The 21,122-nt window shown below is 66.9% G+C and carries 21 protein-coding genes; 15 read left to right on the plus strand and 6 right to left on the minus strand.

The genetic code is table 11. The features are described 5' to 3' along the window. Positions 1 to 263 precede the first annotated feature (263 nt). Together BUE39_RS05980 and BUE39_RS05985 are read left to right on the plus strand one after the other, a co-directional pair. The gene (locus BUE39_RS05980) at positions 264 to 1,949 is read left to right on the plus strand and encodes an isovaleryl-CoA dehydrogenase (protein ID WP_073427741.1); all 1,686 of its coding nucleotides are present in this window, start codon (positions 264 to 266) and stop codon (positions 1,947 to 1,949) included. 43 nt (positions 1,950 to 1,992) lie between these two features. Further along, on the plus strand, positions 1,993 to 3,411 hold the full coding sequence (locus tag BUE39_RS05985; protein ID WP_073427742.1) for a coniferyl aldehyde dehydrogenase: 1,419 nt from the start codon (positions 1,993 to 1,995) through the stop codon (positions 3,409 to 3,411). A gap of 96 nt (positions 3,412 to 3,507) precedes the next feature. Here BUE39_RS05985 and BUE39_RS05990 read toward each other — a convergent pair whose 3' ends face one another. From BUE39_RS05990 to fliE, 5 genes are all read right to left on the minus strand, one after another. Further along, positions 3,508 to 3,861: an EscU/YscU/HrcU family type III secretion system export apparatus switch protein gene (locus tag BUE39_RS05990; RefSeq protein ID WP_073427743.1), complete on the minus strand. Its 354-nt coding sequence runs from the start codon at positions 3,859 to 3,861 to the stop codon at positions 3,508 to 3,510. Continuing rightward, positions 3,861 to 5,321, minus strand: coding sequence for a flagellar hook-length control protein FliK (gene fliK / locus BUE39_RS05995; protein WP_073427744.1), 1,461 nt, complete (start codon positions 5,319 to 5,321; stop codon positions 3,861 to 3,863). Before fliK ends, BUE39_RS05990 begins: the two co-directional genes overlap by 1 nt. A gap of 93 nt (positions 5,322 to 5,414) precedes the next feature. After that, positions 5,415 to 5,741: a flagellar protein FliT gene (locus BUE39_RS06000; protein ID WP_073427745.1), complete on the minus strand. Its 327-nt coding sequence runs from the start codon at positions 5,739 to 5,741 to the stop codon at positions 5,415 to 5,417. Beyond that, a complete protein-coding gene (gene fliS, locus BUE39_RS06005; RefSeq protein WP_073427746.1) occupies positions 5,738 to 6,172 on the minus strand; it encodes a flagellar export chaperone FliS in 435 nt (144 codons plus the stop codon). Before fliS ends, BUE39_RS06000 begins: the two co-directional genes overlap by 4 nt. 229 nt (positions 6,173 to 6,401) lie before the next feature. Further along, complete coding sequence (fliE, locus tag BUE39_RS06010; RefSeq protein WP_073427747.1) at positions 6,402 to 6,737, minus strand: flagellar hook-basal body complex protein FliE; 336 nt, start codon at positions 6,735 to 6,737, stop codon at positions 6,402 to 6,404. 237 nt (positions 6,738 to 6,974) lie between these two features. Between fliE and fliF the strand changes: the two genes are divergently transcribed. From fliF to fliR, 13 genes are all read left to right on the plus strand, one after another. Further along, positions 6,975 to 8,768 carry a flagellar basal-body MS-ring/collar protein FliF gene (gene fliF / locus BUE39_RS06015; RefSeq protein WP_073427748.1) on the plus strand — a complete coding sequence of 598 codons (1,794 nt, stop codon included), beginning with the start codon at positions 6,975 to 6,977 and terminating at the stop codon, positions 8,766 to 8,768. After that, positions 8,758 to 9,753, plus strand: a complete 996-nt coding sequence (gene fliG / locus BUE39_RS06020; protein ID WP_073427749.1) for a flagellar motor switch protein FliG — start codon at positions 8,758 to 8,760, stop codon at positions 9,751 to 9,753. The genes fliF and fliG overlap by 11 nt, the downstream gene beginning before the upstream one ends. Continuing rightward, a complete protein-coding gene (gene fliH, locus BUE39_RS06025) occupies positions 9,740 to 10,423 on the plus strand; it encodes a flagellar assembly protein FliH (RefSeq protein WP_176035755.1) in 684 nt (227 codons plus the stop codon). Before fliG ends, fliH begins: the two co-directional genes overlap by 14 nt. Further along, positions 10,417 to 12,108, plus strand: coding sequence for a flagellar protein export ATPase FliI (fliI, locus tag BUE39_RS06030; protein WP_073427751.1), 1,692 nt, complete (start codon positions 10,417 to 10,419; stop codon positions 12,106 to 12,108). The genes fliH and fliI overlap by 7 nt, the downstream gene beginning before the upstream one ends. Before the next feature lie 2 nt (positions 12,109 to 12,110). Then, positions 12,111 to 12,560 carry a flagellar export protein FliJ gene (fliJ, locus tag BUE39_RS06035; protein WP_073427752.1) on the plus strand — a complete coding sequence of 150 codons (450 nt, stop codon included), beginning with the start codon at positions 12,111 to 12,113 and terminating at the stop codon, positions 12,558 to 12,560. A gap of 58 nt (positions 12,561 to 12,618) precedes the next feature. Continuing rightward, positions 12,619 to 14,118 (plus strand): flagellar hook-length control protein FliK, encoded by a 1,500-nt coding sequence (locus BUE39_RS06040; RefSeq protein WP_073427753.1) that lies wholly within the window; start codon positions 12,619 to 12,621, stop codon positions 14,116 to 14,118. 1,104 nt (positions 14,119 to 15,222) lie between these two features. Then, on the plus strand, positions 15,223 to 15,723 hold the full coding sequence (gene fliL, locus BUE39_RS06045; protein ID WP_073427754.1) for a flagellar basal body-associated protein FliL: 501 nt from the start codon (positions 15,223 to 15,225) through the stop codon (positions 15,721 to 15,723). A gap of 65 nt (positions 15,724 to 15,788) precedes the next feature. Next, the gene (gene fliM / locus BUE39_RS06050) at positions 15,789 to 16,787 is read left to right on the plus strand and encodes a flagellar motor switch protein FliM (protein WP_073427755.1); all 999 of its coding nucleotides are present in this window, start codon (positions 15,789 to 15,791) and stop codon (positions 16,785 to 16,787) included. Beyond that, positions 16,780 to 17,211 carry a flagellar motor switch protein FliN gene (gene fliN, locus BUE39_RS06055; protein ID WP_073427756.1) on the plus strand — a complete coding sequence of 144 codons (432 nt, stop codon included), beginning with the start codon at positions 16,780 to 16,782 and terminating at the stop codon, positions 17,209 to 17,211. The genes fliM and fliN overlap by 8 nt, the downstream gene beginning before the upstream one ends. Continuing rightward, complete coding sequence (gene fliO, locus BUE39_RS06060) at positions 17,208 to 17,795, plus strand: flagellar biosynthetic protein FliO (protein ID WP_073427757.1); 588 nt, start codon at positions 17,208 to 17,210, stop codon at positions 17,793 to 17,795. The genes fliN and fliO overlap by 4 nt, the downstream gene beginning before the upstream one ends. Positions 17,796 to 17,944: 149 nt before the next feature. Then, a complete protein-coding gene (gene fliP, locus BUE39_RS06065; protein ID WP_374709863.1) occupies positions 17,945 to 18,655 on the plus strand; it encodes a flagellar type III secretion system pore protein FliP in 711 nt (236 codons plus the stop codon). A gap of 63 nt (positions 18,656 to 18,718) precedes the next feature. After that, entirely contained in the window at positions 18,719 to 18,988 is a 270-nt protein-coding gene (fliQ, locus tag BUE39_RS06070) for a flagellar biosynthesis protein FliQ (protein WP_011490196.1), read from the plus strand. Between the two features lie 45 nt (positions 18,989 to 19,033). Continuing rightward, positions 19,034 to 19,816, plus strand: coding sequence for a flagellar biosynthetic protein FliR (gene fliR / locus BUE39_RS06075; protein WP_073427759.1), 783 nt, complete (start codon positions 19,034 to 19,036; stop codon positions 19,814 to 19,816). 81 nt (positions 19,817 to 19,897) lie between these two features. Here fliR and flgL read toward each other — a convergent pair whose 3' ends face one another. Further along, positions 19,898 to 21,121, minus strand: coding sequence for a flagellar hook-associated protein FlgL (gene flgL / locus BUE39_RS06080; protein WP_073427760.1), 1,224 nt, complete (start codon positions 21,119 to 21,121; stop codon positions 19,898 to 19,900). Between the last annotated feature and the right edge of the window lies 1 nt (position 21,122).

Genomic DNA, 21,122 nt, shown 5'->3' on the forward strand with positions numbered 1-21,122 from the left:
TCTACGTGTGTTTCACGGCATTGTAGGGAGCCTTCCCACGCGACGGCGGCTTCGCGTCAGAGCGGTTACTCTAAACGGAAGCACCCCCGCGACCCTATGATGAAAGACGCGCAGACGCCGGCCGCACGGCCGCGTGCGGCATTCAAACACGGCGTGGCGCACGCCGTCCCCCAGCGTGCGACATGACACGCGGCGATCAAACAGCACACCGTCGATCAGCACCGGCGAGCCCGCGGTGAGCATCCGGTGAACGGAGACAGCACATGCAACAGCACAGCTTCGGCCAGACTCACGAAGTGACGAATCAGGTCCCGCCGCTGACGGATTACAACCTGTTCGCGAGCGACGCCGCGTTGTCCGCCGCCCTCGATCGCGAAGGCGCCGCATGGCATCGCGACGCGCTGCTGCGGCATGGCGCGGCGCTCACGACGCCCGACACGCTCGCACTCGCCGAGCTGGCGAATCGTCATCCGCCTGAATTGTTCACGCACAGCCCGCGCGGCGAACGCATCGACGCGCTGGAGTTTCATCCCTCGTGGGACACGCTGTTATCGCTGTTGCGGCGCGAGGGTCTGCACGCGCTGCCATTTTCCGATCCGCGAAGTGGCGCGATGGCCGCGCGCTGCGCCGGTTACTTCCTGCATGCGCAAATCGAATCCGGTTCGCTCTGTCCGCCGACCATGACCTTTGCGAGCATTCCGGTGTTGCAGCGCGAACCCGCGTTGTTCGACACGTTGCGCGACAAGCTCTACACGCGCGAGCACGATCCGCGCGACGTGCCGCTCACGCAGAAAACGTCGGCGATGATCGGCATGGGCATGACCGAAAAACAAGGCGGCTCGGACGTGCGCAGCAACCAGACTCGCGCCCATGCAACCACAGGCGGCGGGCGCGGCGGCGAATACCGGCTCGTCGGTCACAAATGGTTTTTCTCCGCGCCGCAATGCGACGCGCACCTCGTGCTCGCCCGCACCGGCGATCACGAAGGCCTTTCGTGTTTCTTCGTGCCGCGCTTCGCGCCGGACGGCAGCAAGAACGCGGTGCAGATTCAGCGTCTGAAAGACAAGCTCGGCAACCGTTCGAATGCGAGCAGCGAAGTCGAATTTCTCGACGCGTTCGGCATCATGATCGGCGACGAAGGACGCGGCGTGCCGACCATCATCGAAATGGCGAACTACACGCGGCTCGATTGCGTGATCGGCAGCGCCGCGCTGATGCGCGCGGCGCTGGTGCAGGCGATTCATCATGCGCGGCATCGCAGCGCGTTCGGCCGGCATCTGGCCGATCAGCCGCTGATGCGCAACGTGCTGGCCGATCTGGCGTTGGAGTCGGAAGCGGCCACGCTGCTGTTCATGCGTCTCGCGCGCGCGTTCGAGGCATCGGCCGATGCGTCGAATGCGCCGCCCGCCGAGCGCGCATGGCGGCGCATTGTCACGCCCGCAGCGAAGTATTGGGTCTGCAAGCGCACGCTGGAATTCACCGGCGAGGCGATGGAAGTGTGGGGCGGCAACGGGTATGTCGAAAGCGGTCCGATGGCGCGCTTCTATCGTGAAGCGCCGGTCAATTCCATCTGGGAAGGCTCGGGCAACGTCATGTGCCTCGACGTGTTGCGCGCGCTGGAGCGCGAGCCGGAAGCCGCGCAGGCGCTGTTCGCCGCATGGCAAGCGGACGCGCAAGGGCATCCGGCATTGAGCGCCGCGCTCGGCAAGCTCGCCGCCACGCTCGGCGCGCCGGCCGGTCATCGCGAAGGCGCGGCGCGGCGGATCGCGCAACAGATCGTGCTGATCGCGCAGGCCACCTTGCTCGTGAAGCACGCGCCCGGCGAGATCGCCGACGCCTTCATCGCCACGCGTCTTGCCGAAGGCTGCGGCGAAAGCGGCCGGGTCTACGGCACGCTGCCGGTCACGTTCGATCATGCGGCGATCATCGAACGGGCTTTTCCGGCGTGATCGTCAGAGGCGCTCCGATATATCCATCAGGGAGAGGACCAACATGAAGAACGATCTGCCGGAGGTCGCCGCGCTCGAAGCGCTGCTGCGCGAGCAGCGCCATGCTTATTTGCGCGCGCCGTATCCGTCATGGGAAACACGCGCCGCGCATCTGCAGGCGTTGCGCAAAGTCCTGCTCGACAACCGCGACGCGCTCGCCGACGCGATGAACGCCGATTTCGGCAACCGCGCGAAAGAGGAAGTGCTGCTCGCCGAATTCCTGCTGGTGAAGGAAGAGATCGACGGCGCGCTCAGACACGGCAAACGCTGGATGAAAGCGCAGCGCCGCAGCACCAACAAATGGCTGCTGCCCGCGCGCGCGAAGGTCGTGCCGCAGCCGCTCGGCGTGGTCGGCATCATCGTGCCGTGGAATTATCCGGTGCTGCTTGCCGCCGGGCCGCTGATCAGCGCATTGAGCGCCGGCAATCGCGCGATCATCAAAATGTCGGAACTGACGCCGCGCACCTCGGCGCTGTTCGAGCAACTGATCGGCCAGACCTTCGTGCGCGATCACGTCGCGGTGGTGAACGGCGACGCCGCGCTCGCCGCCGCGTTCAGCGCGCAGCCGTTCGACCATTTGCTGTTCACCGGCTCGACCAGGGTCGGCCATGAAGTGATGCGCGCCGCCGCGGAGCATCTCACGCCGGTCACGCTGGAACTGGGCGGCAAGTCGCCCGCGCTGATCGCCCCGCAGGCGCGCTTCGACAACGCGGTGGACAACCTCGTCGCCGGCAAGACGCTCAACGCGGGACAGACCTGCGTCGCGCCGGATTACGTGCTGGTGCCGCGCGGCACGGAGCAGGCGTTCATCGAACGGGCGCGCGCGCGAATGGCGAAGCTGTATCCCGGCTTCGCCGGCAATCGCGATTACACGTCGATCATTTCGGATCGCCACTTTGCGCGCCTACAGCGCCTCGCCGACGAGGCACAGGCCGCGGGCGCGCAACTGCACGCGCTCACCGACAGCGCGCCCGATGCGGCGAGCCGCCGTTTTCCGCTGATCGCGGTCACCCAGGCGCCGGACGACAGCACGCTGATGCGGGAGGAAATCTTCGGGCCGCTGCTGCCGATCGTGCCGTACGACACGCTCGACGACGCCATCGCGTGGATCAACGCCCGTCCTCGTCCGCTCGCGCTGTATCTATTCGCCGACGACGCCGCCACCATCGAACGCGTGACGCACGAAACGATCGCCGGCGGCATGGCGGTCAACGAAACGCTGATGCACCTCGCGTGCGAAAGCCTGCCGTTCGGCGGCGTGGGTGCGAGCGGAATGGGCGCGTATCACGGCTACGAGGGCTTCGTGACCTTCTCGAAGATGAAGCCGGTGCTGACGCAAGCGCGTCTGAATGCCCGTGGATGGATCGCGCCGCCGTATGGCAAGCGGGTCAACGCGCTGCTTAAGTTGATGATGCGGTTTTGATGTGAGCGGCGGCTGGGGGCTATTGCACTGACGAGGTTTCACTGACGAAGTGGTATTAGACGTTGCGGGTTGCAGCGGACGCACACCCCACCCCGCTCACCGCCCGGCGCTACCGCCGATCTCGGTGGCGACCACGTCGATCACATCCTGCGCGCCGGCATTCGCGCCCTGCGCCGGCGTCTCGGCGCCGCTTTCCAGCCGATGCAGCCACGCGAGCAATTCCGCCACCGCCTGATAAAGCTGCGGCGGAATTCGCGCGTCGAGGTCCACCTGCATCAGCAGCGAGACCATTTCCGGCGCCTCGTGCACGTACAAGCCGGCTTCCTTGGCCCGCTGCACGATCATGTCGGCCAGCAGCCCATAGCCCTTGGCGACCACGCGCGGCGCGGGATCGCCGCCTTGGGCGTCGTAGACGAGCGCTGCCGCGCTGCGGCGATGCTTGCGGCTCATCACATGTCCCAATCGAAATCGTCGAGCGGCGCGTTTTCCGTGCGGCTCACGCGCGCCGCACGGCGTCCGCTCGCGGCCTTGGCCGCAGCCGAACCGGCCGAACTCGCCGCGCCCGCCGCGCCCATCGGAGCACCCGCCGACGCGGAACGCGCATACGCCGAAGCCGCCGCCTGCGCAGCCGCCGCGGCGCCCGCATCGGCTGCGCCCATGACAGGCGCGCCGCCGCCGATCTCGCGAATCGTCAAGCCGTTCAGTTCGATGCCCGCCGCCGCGAGCCGCTGACGAAAACTCTCGCCCTGCTGCGCGAGCCGCGCCGCGCCGCCGGGGCTCGCCTGCACGCGCGCCGTGAGCCGAGTGCCGATCAGCGTCAGATCCGCATCGACGGTGCCGAGCGTCGGCAGCGACAGCGTCAGACGCGTGCGCCACGGATGGTCGTCCTCGCTCGCGGCGCCGCCGCCGCTGCGGTCCCATTCGTCGCCTTCCTGCTCGATGGTCCAATCGAGCTTGGCGCCCGGCCACGCCTCGCCGGTCCAGCGAAACTGCCCGGTCGCGAGCAGATCCAGTTGCTGACGCACCAGCGACACGGTCGCCGGGTGAACCGCCGCCGCCATCGATTGCGGATTCTGCGACGCGCCGCCGTCGGCGGGCTGCGCGGCCGCGCCGTGCGGATTGGCGTGCGCGGGCTGGCCGTTCAGGTCGGAAAGCGAACTCGCCAGCACCTCGCCGGCCACGAAACGGGCGGCCTGCGCGGTCTGGATCGAGGGCATCGCGCGAGCTGCGGCGTTGGCATCCAGCGCGCCATTCGGCGCGGCGCCCGTGCCTTGCCGCGTGGCGGGATTGGCGGGCGACGCGTCCCCGGCGTCGTTCGCCCAGTCGAGCGGCAATTGCGCGGCGGCGGCCACCAGCTTGTTCTGCGCCTCGCCGGCAAGCGTCGCGGGCGAACGCTGTCCCGCCAGCCATTGCGCGAGATGCGCTTCGTAGAAAAGACCGCTGTCGCCGACCGTCTGTTCGAGCGCCGCCGCAAGCGCCGCGACCGGCACCTGGGCCGCCGCCACATGGGCGGTGGCCGCCGTCGCGGCGGTGTTCGGATTGGCGGTCGAAGCGGTTGGGGTGTTGGTCGAGTTCGCGGCACTACCGGCAGCCGGCGTATCAAACAGCGGCAAGCCCACTTCGACATCGAGCGCGGGTGCGGCGGGCCAGATGGGCATCTGGCCGAGTACAGCGGGGGTCGCCTCGCCGCCCGAGCGCACGATCGCGTTGAGCGCGAGCGCGACGGCGGACAGCGCGGTTTGCGCGGAAGGCTGCGGCGCGGGCGTGCCAACGGGAGGCGCGGTGGTCGGCGCGGTGTCGACGCCCGCCGCGCCGGTTTGCGACGCGGCCGCGCTGCCGGGCGCGATATTGAGCAGACTGTCGACCCGGCTCGCGAGCACCGAAGTAAGGGCCGTGTCGATTCCGTTCATGCCGGTTCCTTGGTCACATTGGCGGCAGCGCGCTCAACCGCATGCGGTCGGCGGATTCATGCGAGAAAGCCGTCGCGGCGTCGGCGCGCACACTCAGCGCGCGCCGTACAACTCCTTGAGCAGGCGAGTCGGCCGTCCGGCGAACAGCGCCGACAGCGTCGCCATGCGCGGATTCGCCAGATCGCGGATCGCCGCGTCGTCCGCGAGAATCTGCCGGATCAGCGCGTATTTGCGCAGGCGCTCGGCTTCATCCAGCTTCACGCCGTTTTCCGCGTCCCGCAGCGCCTCCACCAGGTTCCGGTACTCCTCCTGCAGGAGCACCAGATCGTTCCACAGGGCGCGCCGGGCGGCTGTCAGCATGCGGCGGGAAATCGCTGCAATCGCCTCGTAGCGGGCGAAATATTCTGCGTTCGATGTCATCTCATGCTTTCCGCGGCCGGCTGGGCTGCCATCCGCGCGATCTCCGGGGCAATCCCGATCCAGGCCTCTTCGAGCGTCGCGAGCAGGCCATCCACCTCGACCAGCATTGCTTCGCTCTGTTTGATGTTGGCTTCGAGCAGCCGGCGCGTCATATAGCTGTACAACGCGTCCAACCGCTCCGCAATCTCGCCGCCCGCCTCGAGGTTGAGCGACTGCTGCAGCCCGCTTTCGACGATCTGAATCGCCTTGCCGACCGCCTCGCCACGCGCCGGCACGTTGCCCTGCTGCAAATGCATGCGCGCTTGCGCAATGGCCTGCCGGGCCCCTTGATACAACATCACGATCAGACGATGCGGACTCGCGCCCATCACCCCTGTCTCGACGCCGACGCGAGCGTACGCATTGGCTCCAGAGTGTCCTGGGGAAAACATCGGCGCTCCTCCTCTCTTGCACTGTGGTTGGTCGCGGCACCCCGTCCGGGTACGTCGCCGCGCCCCGATTCATGCCTGTATCTGGTTATCGGATAGGCGGCGGAAAAGCTTTAGGCCAGCGTAAGGAGGATCGAGGGGGCCGGGTGGCGCGGCCGGCAGCGGCCGCATGGCGGGCGCGCGGGCAGCGTGGCTCGGGCGGGCCGAACAGCCTTGCCGCCCGAAACACGGTTCAGACTTGCATCTGCATGATGTCGTTATAGGCGGACACCAGTTTGTTGCGCACCTGCAAGCCGAACTGGAAGCCGACGTTGGCCTTCTGCATGTCGACCATCACGTCGTTCAGCGACACGTTCGACGCGCCGAGTTCGAACGCCTGCGATTCGCCGATCGCCTTGGTCTGATCGCCGCTGATCTTGTCGAGCGACGCCTTCAGCGCGGAGGCGAAACCGCTGGGGGTCGCCGCGCCGGACTGGCCGGCCACCGGGCTGCCGCCGCCGGCCGCTTGGGCCGCCAGCGACTGCATCTGTTGCAGCGCCGACGAGAGCGCGTTCACGGGCAAAGTCATGTTCTCTCCAGGGAATGACGACCGGCATGCGAGAAACCGTGCCGATCTGGACGAAAGCATAGCAGCGGCCCCCGCGCGAAAGCCCCCAAACTAGGGGGAAAACCCGGCTCTATTCAAGCAATCGGGTCGGGCCGCCCTGCGGATAATTTCAACGGTGAAAGTCTCTGTCCATACGCCCGCCGACCTCGGCGCCGCCACGCGACAGAAACGCAAAGGCATCCCGGAGATACCCGACGCATGGATTCGTCAGCCAACTCTTTGATCAACCCCGACGCCCGCATGGGGCTGGCCGGCGCGCAGCCCGGCGCCGGCACGGCCGGCCCCGGCCAGTCCGGCGCCGCCGCGGACCTCGGCGGACTGGGGAGCACCCTCGGCGGCAATTTCGGCCAGCGCCTGTCGGGCCTCGCGCAAATGCGCGGCAACCCGCGCGCGCCGCTGATCTTCGCGGTCGCGCTGCTGGTCGCCATCGTGGCGGGCCTGTTCCTGTGGTCGCGCGCGCCGGACTACAAGGTGCTCTACAGCAATCTGTCGGATCGCGACGGCGGCGCCATCATCACCGCGCTCCAGCAGGCCAACATTCCTTACAAGTTCTCCGAAGCCGGCGGCGCGATCCTCGTGCCGGCCGAGCAGGTGCACGAAATGCGTCTGCGGCTCGCCTCGCTGGGCTTGCCCAAGAGCGGCTCGGTCGGCTTCGAATTGATGGACAACCAGAAGTTCGGCATCAGCCAGTTCGCCGAGCAGATCAACTATCAGCGCTCGCTGGAAGGCGAGCTGGAGCGCACGATCCAGTCGATTTCGACGGTGAAGTCGGCGCGCGTGCATCTGGCGATTCCGAAGCCCTCCGTGTTCGTGCGCGACAAGGAAGCGCCGTCGGCCTCCGTGCTGGTGAACCTCTACCCCGGCCGCGCGCTCGACGAGGGCCAGGTGCTGGCGATCACCCATATGGTGGCGTCGGCGGTGCCGGACATGCCGGTGAAAGGCGTGACTATTCTCGACCAGGACGGCAACCTGCTGACGCAGCCGTCCACCGGCAGCGGGCTCGACGCCTCGCAACTGAAGTACCGCCAGCAGATCGAGCGCAGCACCCAGCAGCGCATCGACGCGATCCTCGCGCCGCTGTTCGGCTCGGGCAACGCGCATTCGCAGGTCAGCGCCGACATCGACTTCTCGCACAGCGAGCAGACCTCGGAGAACTACGGCCCGAACGGCAACCCGCAACAGGCGGCGATCCGCAGCCAGCAATCGAGCACCGCCACCGAACTGGCGCAAGCCGGCGCCTCGGGCGTGCCGGGCGCGCTGTCGAACCAGCCGCCGCAGCCGGCTTCCGCGCCGATCAATGCGCCGGTCGGCGCGAGCGGCGTGACGACCACGCCGGTCAGCGACCGCAAGGATTCGACCACCAACTACGAGCTCGACAAAACGGTGCGCCACCTCGAACAGCCGATGGGCGGCATCAAGCGTCTGTCCGTGGCCGTGGTGGTCAACTATCTGCGCGTGGTCGACGCCAAGGGCCACGCGACGATGCAGCCGGTCACCGCCGACAAGCTCGCCCAGGTCAACCAGTTGGTGAAGGACGCGATGGGCTTCGACGCGGCGCGCGGCGACTCGGTCAACGTGGTCAACAGCCCGTTCACCGCCGACCTCGACCCGAACGCCGACGTGCCGTGGTGGCGCACCCCCGACATGATCGCGCTCGCCAAGCAGATCGCCACGTATCTCGGCATCGGCGCGGTCGCCCTGTTCCTCTACTTCGTGATGGTGAAGCCGGCGCTGCGCCGCGCTTTCCCGCCGCCGGAGCCGGTCGCCGCCGCGGCGCTGCCGTCGCCGGACGAGCCGGTCCTGCTGGACGGCATTCCCGCCGCCGAGCGCGAGGGCGCGGTGGTCGAGCTGGAAGCCGACAACGAGAAGCTCGCGCTCGAACACGCAAGACACAAATATGAGCGGAACCTGGAATTCGCGCGCAGCATCGCGCGCCAGGATCCGAAGATCGTTGCAACCGTCGTGAAAAATTGGGTGTCCGATGAGCGCTGAAGGCGTAATGAAGAGCGCGCTCCTGCTGATGTCGATCGGCGAGGAAGAAGCCGCGCAGGTGTTCAAGTTCCTCGGGCCGCGCGAGGTCCAGAAGATCGGCGTGACGATGGCCGCGCTGAAGAACATCACGCGTGAACAGATCGACGACGTCCTGCAGGAGTTCGTGCGCGAGGCCGAGAAGCATACGGCGCTGTCGCTCGATTCGAGCGACTACATCCGCTCGGTGCTGACCAAGGCGCTCGGCGACGACAAGGCCGGCGCGATCATCGACCGGATCCTGCAAGGCAGCGATACCAGCGGTATCGAGGGCCTCAAGTGGATGGATTCGGCGGCGGTGGCCGAGCTCATCAAGAACGAGCACCCGCAGATCATCGCGACCATCCTCGTGCACCTGGACCGCGATCAGGCCTCGGAGATCGTCGCCTGCTTCACCGACCGGCTGCGCAACGACGTGCTGCTGCGCATCGCGACGCTCGACGGCATCCAGCCGGCCGCGCTGCGCGAACTCGACGATGTGCTCACGGGTCTCCTGTCCGGCAGCGACAACCTGAAGCGCAGCCCGATGGGCGGCATTCGCACGGCGGCGGAAATTCTCAACTTCATGTCGAGCAATCACGAGGAAGGCGTCATCGAGAACGTTCGCCAGTACGACGCCGAACTCGCGCAGAAGATCATCGACCAGATGTTCGTGTTCGAGAACCTGCTCGACCTGGAAGACCGCGCGATCCAGTTGCTGCTGAAGGAAGTCGAGTCCGAGGCGCTGATCATTTCTCTGAAGGGCGCGCCGCCCGCGCTGCGCCAGAAGTTCCTCTCGAACATGTCGCAGCGTGCCGCCGAACTGCTCGCCGAAGACCTCGACGCGCGCGGCCCGGTGCGCGTCTCCGAAGTCGAGACGCAGCAGCGCCGCATCCTGCAGATCGTGCGCAACCTCGCGGAAAGCGGCCAGATCGTGCTAGGCGGCAAGGCGGAAGATGCGTATGTCTAATCGCAACTCCACGGCGAAGGAACGGCTCTCGGCCTACCAGCGCTGGGAGATGGCCTCGTTCGATCCGGCGCCGCCCGCGCCGCCCGAACCCGAAGTCGACGACGGCGCGTTCGAAGCCGAACTCGAACGGCTGCGCGAGGCCGCGCACGCGCAGGGCATCGCGTCGGGGCACGTGGCCGGCCAGGCGCTCGGCTACCAGGCCGGTTATGACCAGGGTCATGCGCAGGGCTTCGAGCAAGGCCAGAGCGAAGCGCGCGAACAGGCGGCGCAGTTGGCCGCGCTCGCGCAAACCTTCAAGGCCGCGCTCGACGGCGCGCAGGGTGCGATCTCCGAAACGCTGGTCGCGCTCGCGCTGGACATCGCGCAACAGGTCGTGCGCCAGCACGTGCAGCACGATCCGACCGCGCTGATCGCCGCCGCGCGCGAGGTGCTGGCCGCCGAGCCCGCGCTGCTCGGCGCGCCCGCACTGATCGTGAGCCCCGCCGATCTGCCGGTCGTCGAAGCCTATCTGCTGGAAGAACTGCAAACGCGGGGCTGGACCGTGCGCACCGATCCGTCGGTGGAGCGCGGGGGCTGCCGCGCGCAAGCCGGCTCCGGCGAAGTGGACGCCGGCATCGACACGCGCTGGGAGCGCGTCGCCGCCGCACTCGGCAAGGTGAGCACATGGTGAAGCCGACGATCGAGGAAATCCGCGCCAGCGATCTGACGCCGCTCGAACGCGAGCTCGCGCTGGCGTCGTTCGGCGCCGAGGCGCTGGCGGAAGAACCGGCGGCGGCCACGCCCGCCGCGGCCGCGGTCGCGGCCATCGACGCCGCGTTGCGCGATGAGGCGGCGGGCCATCTCACGACGGGCACGACGGGCACCTCGGGCGCATCGGCGCGCCGCGAATCCGCCACGTCGAACGTTGCGTTGAACGCGGCCTCGCGCGCCGCTTCGACCGTTGCCGCGCATGCGCCCTACGATCCCGCGCTCGACAGCAATCCGCACATGCAAGCCTGGCGCGGCAAGCTCGACGCGCTGCGCGCGCGCAACGCGATCGCCAAGCCGATGCGCGCCTGCGGCCGGCTGACGCGCGCCGCCGGCCTCGTGCTCGAAGCCGTCGGCCTGCGTCTGTCGGTGGGCGCCGAAGTGATGATCGAACTGCCGCCCGGCAGTTCGCTGCCGATGGCCGAAGCCGAAGTGGTCGGCTTCTCCGGCGACAAGCTGTTTCTGATGCCGACCACCGAGGTGATCGGCCTTCTGCCCGGCGCGCGCGTCTATCCGCTCGAAAGCGCGCCGATCGCCGACCCGATGGCGGGCGCGAAGCGCCTGCCGGTCGGCTGGGAATTGCTCGGCCGCGTGCTGGACGCGTCCGGCCGGCCGCTCGACGGCCTGGGTCCGCTCGGCGCGCACGCCGATGCGCCGCTGTCCGCGCCGGTCATCAATCCGCTGAACCGCGAACCGATTCACAAGGTGCTCGACGTCGGCGTGCGCGCGATCAACGCGCTGCTGACCGTGGGCCGCGGCCAGCGGATGGGCCTCTTCGCCGGGTCGGGCGTCGGCAAATCGGTGCTGCTCGGCACGATGGCGCGCTACACCAGCGCCGAGGTGATCGTGATCGGCCTGATCGGCGAACGCGGCCGCGAAGTGAAGGAATTCATCGAACAGATTCTCGGCGAGGAAGGTCTCGCGCGCTCGGTGGTGATCGCCGCGCCCGCCGACGTCTCGCCGCTTCTGCGGATGCAGGCCGCGTCGTATTCCACCTCGCTCGCCGAATATTTCCGCGATCAGGGCAAGCACGTGCTGCTGCTGATGGATTCGCTGACCCGTTACGCGATGGCGCAGCGCGAGATCGCGCTCGCCGTGGGCGAGCCGCCCGCCACCAAGGGCTATCCGCCTTCGGTGTTCGCCAAGCTGCCGGCGCTCGTCGAGCGCACCGGCAACGGCCCGGCGGGCGGCGGCTCGATCACCGCGTTCTATACGGTGCTCACCGAGGGCGACGACCAGCAGGACCCGATCGCCGACTCCGCGCGGGCGATTCTCGACGGCCACATCGTGCTGTCGCGCTCGCTCGCCGAGGCCGGCCACTATCCGGCAATCGACATCGAAGCGTCGATTAGCCGGGCAATGACAGCGCTGATCGACGATAACCATCTCGACAAAACGCGTATGTTCAAGCAGATGCTGTCGCGCTATCAGCGCAACCGCGATCTGATCAACGTGGGCGCTTATTCGAGCGGGCGCGACGCGCTGCTCGACCGCGCGATCGCGCTGTATCCGCGGATGGAAGCCTTCCTGCAGCAAGGTTTTCGCGAGTGCGCGAACTTTGAACCGAGTCTCGCGATGCTGGACGCGCTGTTTGCCCAAGGAGCCTGACCATGGCGAAACACTTTCCGATCAAGACGCTCATCGGCCTCGCTCAGGACGATGTCGACGCCGCCGCGCAGCGGCTCGGCCGCGCGCAGCGCGAGCGCAACGACGTGGAGGCGCAGCTCGACGCGCTGGTGCAGTACCGCGACGAATATCACGCGCGCTTCACCGCGACCGCGCAGACGGGCATGCCCGCCGGCAACATGCGCAATTTCCAGGCGTTCATCGACACGCTCGACGCCGCCATCGAACAGCAGCGCAACCTGCTGGTGACGGCCAACGCGCGCGTCGAGGCCGCCAAGCCCGACTGGCAGCGTCAGAAGCAGAAGCTCGGCTCCTATGAGGTGCTGCAGGCGCGCGGTGAAGCCGCCGAAGCGAAAACCACGGCGCGGCGCGATCAGCGCGACGCCGACGAACACGCCGCCCGAATTCTGAGGATGCGCGCCGAAGGCGCATGACGCACGCGCGCCGCCTCGACTACTGAACACACCGTTTGACGGATTGACAGGATTTCCTATGTCGCTTCTCTCACAGATCGGCTCACCGATCGGATCGCTGCGCGGCCCCGCCGGCAGCTCGTCCGCCAGCGCGGCCAACAAGGCCGCGAGCGCGAGCGCCGCCATGCCGTTCGCGCAAAGCTTGCAGCAAAGCATCGACTTGCAGAACAACGCCGCCGCGCGGAGCGCGAGCCAGCAGCAGGCTTCGTCGTCGGCTTCCGCGTCGTCGGGATCGTCGTCGAGCGTGCATGACGCGCCGCCGCCGCCCGATGCTTCGACGCCCGATGCGGACGACGTGAGCAGCGGCAAGGACGATAGCGACGCGACGAAAACGGCGGCGTCCGATTCGTCGTCAGCCGACGCAGCCCAGCAGGCCGCGCCCGAGAAGAGCGCCGCCACGCCGCCGAAGTCCGGCGATACGAGCAGCCGGACCGACGCCGGCACCGCGGCGGCGGCTTCCGCCGCGCAGGCGCAGGCTCAGGCCGACGCGAACGCCGCTGCGCCGGTAACGGCCGCGCCCGCCACGGCCACGACCGATGTCGCCACCACGTTGGCCGGCTCGGCCACGGACGCCACGAGCGTCGGCGCGCCGGGCAAGAAAACCGCCGCCACCGATCCGAAGTCGGCGCAGGACGCGTTGCAGGCGGCGCTTGCCGCGCTGGCCAACGGCCAGGGCGTGGTCCCGCAGCAGGCGTTGGCGAGCGGCGCGGCGGCGAACGCGGCGACGGCGGCAAGCGGCCAGGCCGGCGCAACCGGAAAAGCGAGCGGATCGGCGGACGACAAGGCGCTTGCGGCGGGCCTGTTCGGCGACGGCAAGGGGGCGAAGAACGCCAAAAGCGCGCTGACGTCGGCGGCGACGACCGTGGCCGACCCGTCCGCGGCGACGAAGGCGGCGGCCGACTCGCTGACGGCGAGCGCTGCCGGCGGCGGGCAAGCTGGCGATCCGGGGTCTTTCAAGGCGGCGGCCGATGCGGCGACGGCGGCGCTGGCCGCCACCCAGGCCGCGGCGAGCGCCGCGAGCACGACGGCGGCCGTCCAGACGACGGGTAACGCGGGCGCGGCGCAAGCGGCGAATGCGTTGGCGCCGCAGGTGGGCACGGCCGACTGGGACGAGGCGTTGAGTCAGAAGGTGGTGTTTCTGTCGAATGCGCATTCGCAGAGTGCCGAACTCACGTTGAATCCGAAGGATCTCGGGCCGTTGCAGGTGGTGTTGCAGGTGGCCGATAACCATGCGCATGCGTTGTTTGTTTCGCAGCACCAGCAGGTTCGGGAAGCCGTCGAGGCGGCGTTGCCGAAGTTGCGGGAGGCGATGGAGGCCAATGGGATCGGGCTTGGCAGCGCTAGTGTCAGTGATGGGTTTGCCCGGCAGGGCGGGCAGCAGCAGAGTGCTGATTCTGGGCGGTCAGGTGGGCGTGGTGGTCGGGGTTCGTTTGCCGGCGGCGCTGAGTCTGGGGCCGTGGGGACGGTGGGTGATATCGCCGTTCGGCGGAAGGTGGGGTTGGTGGATACTTTTGTTTGATGGATTGGGCTGCTCGGCGGGGTTTGGGTTTGGTTTGGTTTGCTCCTGGATTTGTTGGCCTTTGCTTGATTTGTTAGTGGTCTATTGGCGTTGCCCCTGTGCGGGGCGGCACCTACTTTCTTTGCCGCCGCAAAGAAAGTAGGCAAAGAAAGCGGCTCACACCGCCAGCTTTGAAGCGGGTCCCCTGGCTTGGAGGGGGCAGTGGTGCATCTGGAATCCGTGCCCTCGCACATTCGACGCCCGTGACAAGGCAGTCATTCTTCCGGCGGCGCTGCGCGCGCCGTCGCGGTGCTTCATTAAACCGCTCCTACGGTTCGGGCGCCCGGCATCGTTGCCGCGCAAAGCGCTGCGTTCCCGTCACGGCGCGAGATCCCATTTCGGCGGGGCCGGCCGATGGTCCAGTGCTGCACTTCCAAACCCGTGGGGCGCCCCGGCGCGCCGCCGACGCGAAGCAGAGGGCCCCACCGCACACAAACGAAGCCATCGGTTTTCGCGTAGCCGCTTCGGACGACGGAACCCGCCGCTTTTCATGCAACCCCTTCCGGCAACCGAAACCGCAGGTTTTGAAGCAGCCTCTTCCGGCGACTGAAACCGCAGGTTTTGAAGCGGTCCCTTCCGACGATCGAGCCCGCCGCTTTTCATGCGCCCCCTCCGGCGACCAAACCCGCGGGTTTTGAAGCCGACCCTTCCGGCGAGCACGCAGTGCGAGGCGGGAAGTATGACTGCCTTGTCACGAGCGTCGAATGTGCGAGGGCACCGATTCCAGATGCACCACTGCCTCCTCCAAGCCAAGGGACCCGCTTCAGAACTGGCGGTGTGAGCCGCTTTCTTTGCCTACTTTCTTTGCGGCGGCAAAGAAAGTAGGTGCCGCCCCGCACAGGGGCAACGCTAATAGACCACTAAGCCAGCAAGGAAAGGCCAACAAATCCAGGACCAAACCAAACCAACCGAACCAAACCCCCAAACAAAAACCCGCGCCGCCAGGCGCCGAAAGCCAAAAACAAGAGATAGCCCGCATTAACCCTTCTTTTCGACCCATCGCGCCGCAGGCAAATCAACAACAATCACCATCACCAGCACTAACGGCAAGCAACCGCAAACCTCATGGCATCCACGACCGCAAACCAGCAAGCCGCGCCCGCATCGCCGGGCCCGTTGAAGCGCATCATCCTGATCGTCCTCATCGCGATCATCGCCGCGGGCGCAGCCGGCGCGGGGGTGTGGTTCTTCATGTCCAAACGCGCCCCGGCCGGCAACCCGGCTCAAGCCGCGCCCGCCCCGGCTCCAGCGCCGATCTTCTTCCCGCTCGAATCGATGACCGTCAATCTGCAATCGGACGACGGCCAGCAGCACTTCCTGCGCATCGGCCTGACGCTCAAGCTCACCGACGCGAAAACCCAGCAGGAACTCACCGAACACATGCCGGAAGTGCGCAGCCGTCTCCTGCTCGCGCTGTCGAACAAGCACCCCGACGAACTCGCGCCGCTCGAAGGCAAGCACGCGCTCGCCGCCGAACTGAAGACGCTGGTCGAACAGCCGACCGATAAAGGCGCCGCGCCGATGCACGTCCAGGATGTGCTGTTCACCGAATTCGTCGTGCAGTGACGTCCCCAGTGACGTTGTCTAGCGCCGCCATCATCAACCGCCACGGGACGCACGAGGAATAAGCAATGGGCCACGAAGAGTTCATGTCCCAGGAGGAGGTCGATGCCCTCCTCAAGGGCGTAACCGGCGAGTCCGATTCGGAAGCCGAGCAAAGCGATCGTCCGGGCGTCCGCCCGTACAACATCGCGACGCAGGAACGCATCGTCCGCGGCCGGATGCCCGGCCTCGAAATCATCAACGACCGCTTCGCGCGTCTGTTGCGCGTCGGCATCTTCAACTTCATGCGGCGCTCGGCGGAAATCTCCGTCGGCCCGGTGAAGGTGCAGAAGTACAGCGAGTTCACCCGCAACCTGCCGATCCCGACCAACCTGAACCTGGTCCACATCAAGCCGTTGCGCGGCACGTCGCTGTTCGTGTTCGACCCGGATCTGGTGTTCTTCGTGGTCGACAACCTGTTCGGCGGCGACGGGCGCTTTCATACCCGCGTCGAAGGCCGCGATTTCACGCAGACCGAGCAGCGCATCATCATGAAGCTGCTCAACCTGACGTTCGAGCATTACGCGGCGTCGTGGAAGAGCGTGCGTCCGCTGCAGTTCGAATACATGCGCTCGGAGATGCACACGCAGTTCGCCAACGTCGCGACGCCGAACGAAATCGTCATCGTCACGCAGTTCACGATCGAGTTCGGCTCGACCGGCGGCACGCTGCATATCTGCATGCCGTATTCGATGATCGAACCGATCCGCGACATTCTCTCGTCGCCGATCCAGGGCGAGGCGCTCGAAGTCGACCGCCGCTGGGTCCGCGTGCTGTCGCAGCAGGTGCAGGCGGCGGAAGTGGAACTGACCGCGGATCTCGCGCAGATGCCGGTCACGTTCGAACAGATCCTGAACATGCGCAAGGGCGATGTTCTGCCGATCAACATTCCCGAACACATCACGGCCAAGGTCGATGGGGTGCCGGTCATGGAATGCGGCTACGGAATTTTCAATGGTCAGTACGCGCTGCGGGTCCAGAAGATGATCAGCGCAGCCGACACAATGAAGGAAGGTGGATATGAGTGACCTGAACGCAAAGCCCGAGACCGAAGCGGTCAGCGCCGAGGACGAAACGGCGATGGCGGACTGGGCCAGCGCGCTGGCCGAGCAGAACGACAACACGGAAGTCGACGCGACCACGGCCGGCGTGTTCCAGCCGCTGTCGAAAGTCGAGCCGACCTCGACGCGCAACGACATCGACATGATCCTGGACATTCCCGTTCAGATGACCGTCGAGCTCGGCCGCACCAAGATCGCGATCCGCAACCTGCTGCAACTCGCGCAAGGTTCGGTGGTGGAACTGGACGGCATGGCGGGCGAGCCGATGGACGTGCTCGTCAACGGCTGTCTGATCGCACAGGGTGAAGTGGTGGTGGTGAACGACAAGTTCGGTATTCGTCTGACCGACATCATCACGCCGTCCGAACGCATCCGGAAGTTGAATCGATGAAACGCGTGGTCCGTCGCGCCGTGTTCGCGGCCAACGTGGCAGCCGCCTCGGCGCTCACGTTCGCACTGGCAACGGCGCCGCTCGCCGCGCAAGCGGCCGACATGAACGCGGTCAACAACGCCGCGAAAATGGCCTCGGGCGTCGGCGCGGGCACGGCTGTGCCGGCGCTCGGCGTCGGCGCGGTGTTGCAAACGATCGTCGGCCTGCTGGTGGTGATCGGTCTGGTGTTCGGCTGCGCGTGGCTCGCGCGCCGCTTCGGCTTGCAGCCGGCGAACCGCGGCGGCCTCGTGAAGACGATCGGCGGCGCCTCGCTCGGCGGCAAGGAGCGCGTCGCGGTGGTCGAGATCGGCGATACGTGGCTGGTGCTCGGCACGGCGCCGGGCAACGTGCGTCTTTTGCATACGATGCCGGCGGGCTCGGCCACGGCCGATGCGGCCGGCGGCACGCCAACCGGCGAGTCGGGTGGACCTGGCATCGCCGGAGCGGGCGCGGCGTTGCCGGGCACCTTCGGTCAACGCTTTCGCGACGCCTTGAAAGGCGAAGTCGGCAAACGTTTCAACGGGCAAGGCGGCGGAGTTCGGTAATGCAGTTCAGTCTTCAATCAGCGCGTGAAGCGTCAACCTCGGTGTCATGCCCGGTGTTAAGCCCGGTGCGATCCATCGGTCTCTCCCGCGCCGCCTCCACCGCGCTTGCGGTATTGCGCCGTGTCGCGCCCGTGGCGCTGCCGGTGCTGATGCTCGCGCTGCCGGCGCTGTCGTTCGCGCAAACCGCCGGCTTGCCGGCCTTCAACACGAGCCCCGGCCCGAACGGCGGCACGACCTACTCGCTGAGCGTGCAGACGATGCTGCTGCTCACGATGCTGTCGTTCCTGCCGGCCATGGTGTTGATGATGACGAGCTTCACGCGCATCATCATCGTGTTGTCGCTGCTGCGCCAGGCGCTCGGCACGAGCACCACGCCGCCGAACCAGGTGCTGGTCGGCCTCGCGATGTTCCTCACGCTGTTCGTCATGTCGCCGGTGCTCGACAAGGCCTACACCGACGGCTACAAGCCGTTCTCCGAAGGCTCGATGCCGATGGAGCAGGCGGTCAACCGCGGCCTCGCGCCGTTCAAGACCTTCATGCTGCGTCAGACCCGCGAAAGCGATCTCGCGCTGTTCGCCCGCATCTCGCATGCCGCGCCGATGCAAGGCCCCGAAGACGTGCCGCTGTCGCTGCTGGTGCCCTCGTTCGTGACGAGCGAGCTGAAAACCGGCTTCCAGATCGGCTTCACGATCTTCATTCCGTTTCTCATCATCGACATGGTGGTGGCGAGCGTGCTGATGTCGATGGGCATGATGATGGTGTCGCCCGCCACGATTTCGCTGCCGTTCAAGCTGATGCTGTTCGTGCTGGTCGACGGCTGGCAGTTGCTGCTCGGCTCGCTCGCGCAGAGCTTCGTTTAAGCGCCGCGCGCCACGTTACCCGAACGCGCCTCCTCACCTTTCAACGCTTCAGGTCGAATCGCCATGAATCAGGAATCCGTCATGACGCTCGCGCACCAGGCCATGTATGTCGGCCTGCTGCTCGCCGCGCCGCTCTTGCTGGTCGCGCTGGTGGTCGGTCTGGTGGTGAGCCTGTTCCAGGCCGCCACGCAGATCAACGAAAGCACGCTGTCGTTCATTCCGAAGCTGCTGGCGATCGCCGTCACGATGGTGATCGCCGGGCCGTGGATGTTGACGACCATGCTCGACTATCTGCGCCAGACGCTCACCAACATCCCGACGCTCGTCAACTGAGCGCCGCGCCGGCCTTAACCTGCTCCGCCCGCCCTCGCCGCCGCCATGTTTTCCGTCACCTACGCGCAACTGAACGCCTGGCTCACCGCGTTCCTGTGGCCGTTCGTGCGGATTCTCGCGCTGGTCGCGACCGCGCCGGTGTTCGGCAACCGCTCGCTGCCGATGCGCGTGAAGATCGGTCTCGCGGCCTTCGTCACGATCATCGTCGCGCCCACGCTCGGCGCGCTGCCGCAGGTCACGGTGTTTTCCGCGGAAGGGGTATGGATCATCGTCAACCAGTTCCTGATCGGCATCGCGCTCGGCGTGACGATGCAGATCGTCTTTCAGGCGATCAGCGCGACCGGCGATTTCGTCGGCCTCGGCATGGGCCTCGGCTTTGCGACCTTCTTCGACGCGCAGGCGAGCAGTTCGAGCCAGGTGCTGTCGAGCTACATGAACACCATCGCGATGCTGGTGTTCCTCGTGATCGACGGTCATCTGCAAATGATCGGCGCGCTGCTCGCCACGTTCCAGTCAGTGCCGGTAGCGGCCAACATCCTCGGCGCATCCGGCTGGCGCACGCTGGCGAATTTCGGCGGCACGGTGTTTTCGGCGGGCCTGCTGCTGTCGCTGCCGGTGGTCGCGGCGCTCCTCATCACCAATCTTTCGCTCGGCATTCTGAACCGCGCCGCGCCGCAAATCGGCGTGTTCCAGATCGGCTTTCCGCTGACCATGCTGATCGGCATGCTGCTGTTGCAATTGATGATCCCGAACATGATTCCGTTCTTCACGCGCCTTTTCGATGTCGGCATCGATCAGATGGGCCGCGTGGCGGCGGGCTTCAGGTAGCGAAGCTTTCGGCAGCCACCGCAAAAGGAAAAAGGGCGGACCCGGCTTGCACCGGCTCCGCCCTTCTTCGTTTCCGCGTGTTCAGCTCAGGTACTGGAACAACGACATGTTCTGGATCTTCACGAAAGCCTGCTGCGCCGCTTGCAACGCGTTCTGCGTCAGCGTGTACTTGCCGACCGTCTTGACCAGGTCGGTTTGCGTCAGGTCGGAAAGGTTGCTCGTGGTTTGCAGCGTGTTGGTCTGCGTGACGCTCTGCAATGCCTTCACCTCCTGCTCGCGACCGCCCACCGCGGCCTGCGCGGTCACGACGTTGTTCATCGTGTTCTCGAGCTGGGTCATGCTGGTGGTCAGCGCGCTCTGGAAGCTCGCCGTCGAGGCGCCGCCCGACACCGGCGTTTGCAGCGTGGCGATCAACTGGCTCAGATTGGCGAACACGTCCATGCTGCCTTGCGTGGCGGGCGTCACGCTAAAGCTGTCGCCCGCGTTCGGCGCGCCGGTGAGCGTCACCGACTGGCCGCCGAGCGCGATCGCCGAGCCGGCCGTGTACGTCTGCGGCGTGCCGGTCGTGACCGCGCCGGTGGCCGGATCGGTCGCGCTGATCGTGTAGGTGGTCGCCGACGAAAAGTTGATCTGATACTTGTCGGCGTTGGCCGGATTCGTCGGACTGGTCAGGCTCACGCTGCTGATCACGCCGGTGCCGGTATTGCCGGTGGTCGCGGCCGGCACCGCGCTGGTGCCGATCGGCGCGACGCTGCCGAAGATCGAGAGCCCGTTGTCGCCGGTCTGAACGAGGTGCGAGTCGGTGACCTGCACGACCGGCGTGCCGGTGTCGCCCGAATACGTCACCACGCCGGCCGCATTCGTGGTGTACGGCTGCGCGCTGCTTTGATAGCCGGCGAACAGGTAGTTGCCCTGCGGGTCGGTCGAATTGGCGAGCGTCATCAACTGGCTGCGCAAGCTCTGCAATTGCGTCGCGATCGCGCCGCGGTCGCCGTCGTTCAGCGACCCGTCGCCGGCGCGCAGCACCAGCGTGTGAACGGTTTGCAGCACGGTGTTGACGTCGCCGAGCGTGGTGTCTTCCTGCTGCAGCGACGCCAGCGCCGCGGTCTGGTTGGTCGTGAACTGCGCGAGCGTGGTGGCCGTCGAGCTGAGCTGCACGGCCTGGGCCGCGCCGAGCGGATTGTCGGACGGCGTCGAGAGGCTCACGCCGCTCGAAATCTGCGCGTACAACTGCGACAACTGAGCTTGCTGGTCGCTCATCGTCGCGACGTTCATGCTGAAGTACTGCGTGCTGGAGATGCGCATG

The sequence above is a fragment of the Paraburkholderia terricola genome (assembly GCF_900142195.1).
GTDB lineage: Bacteria > Pseudomonadota > Gammaproteobacteria > Burkholderiales > Burkholderiaceae > Paraburkholderia > Paraburkholderia terricola.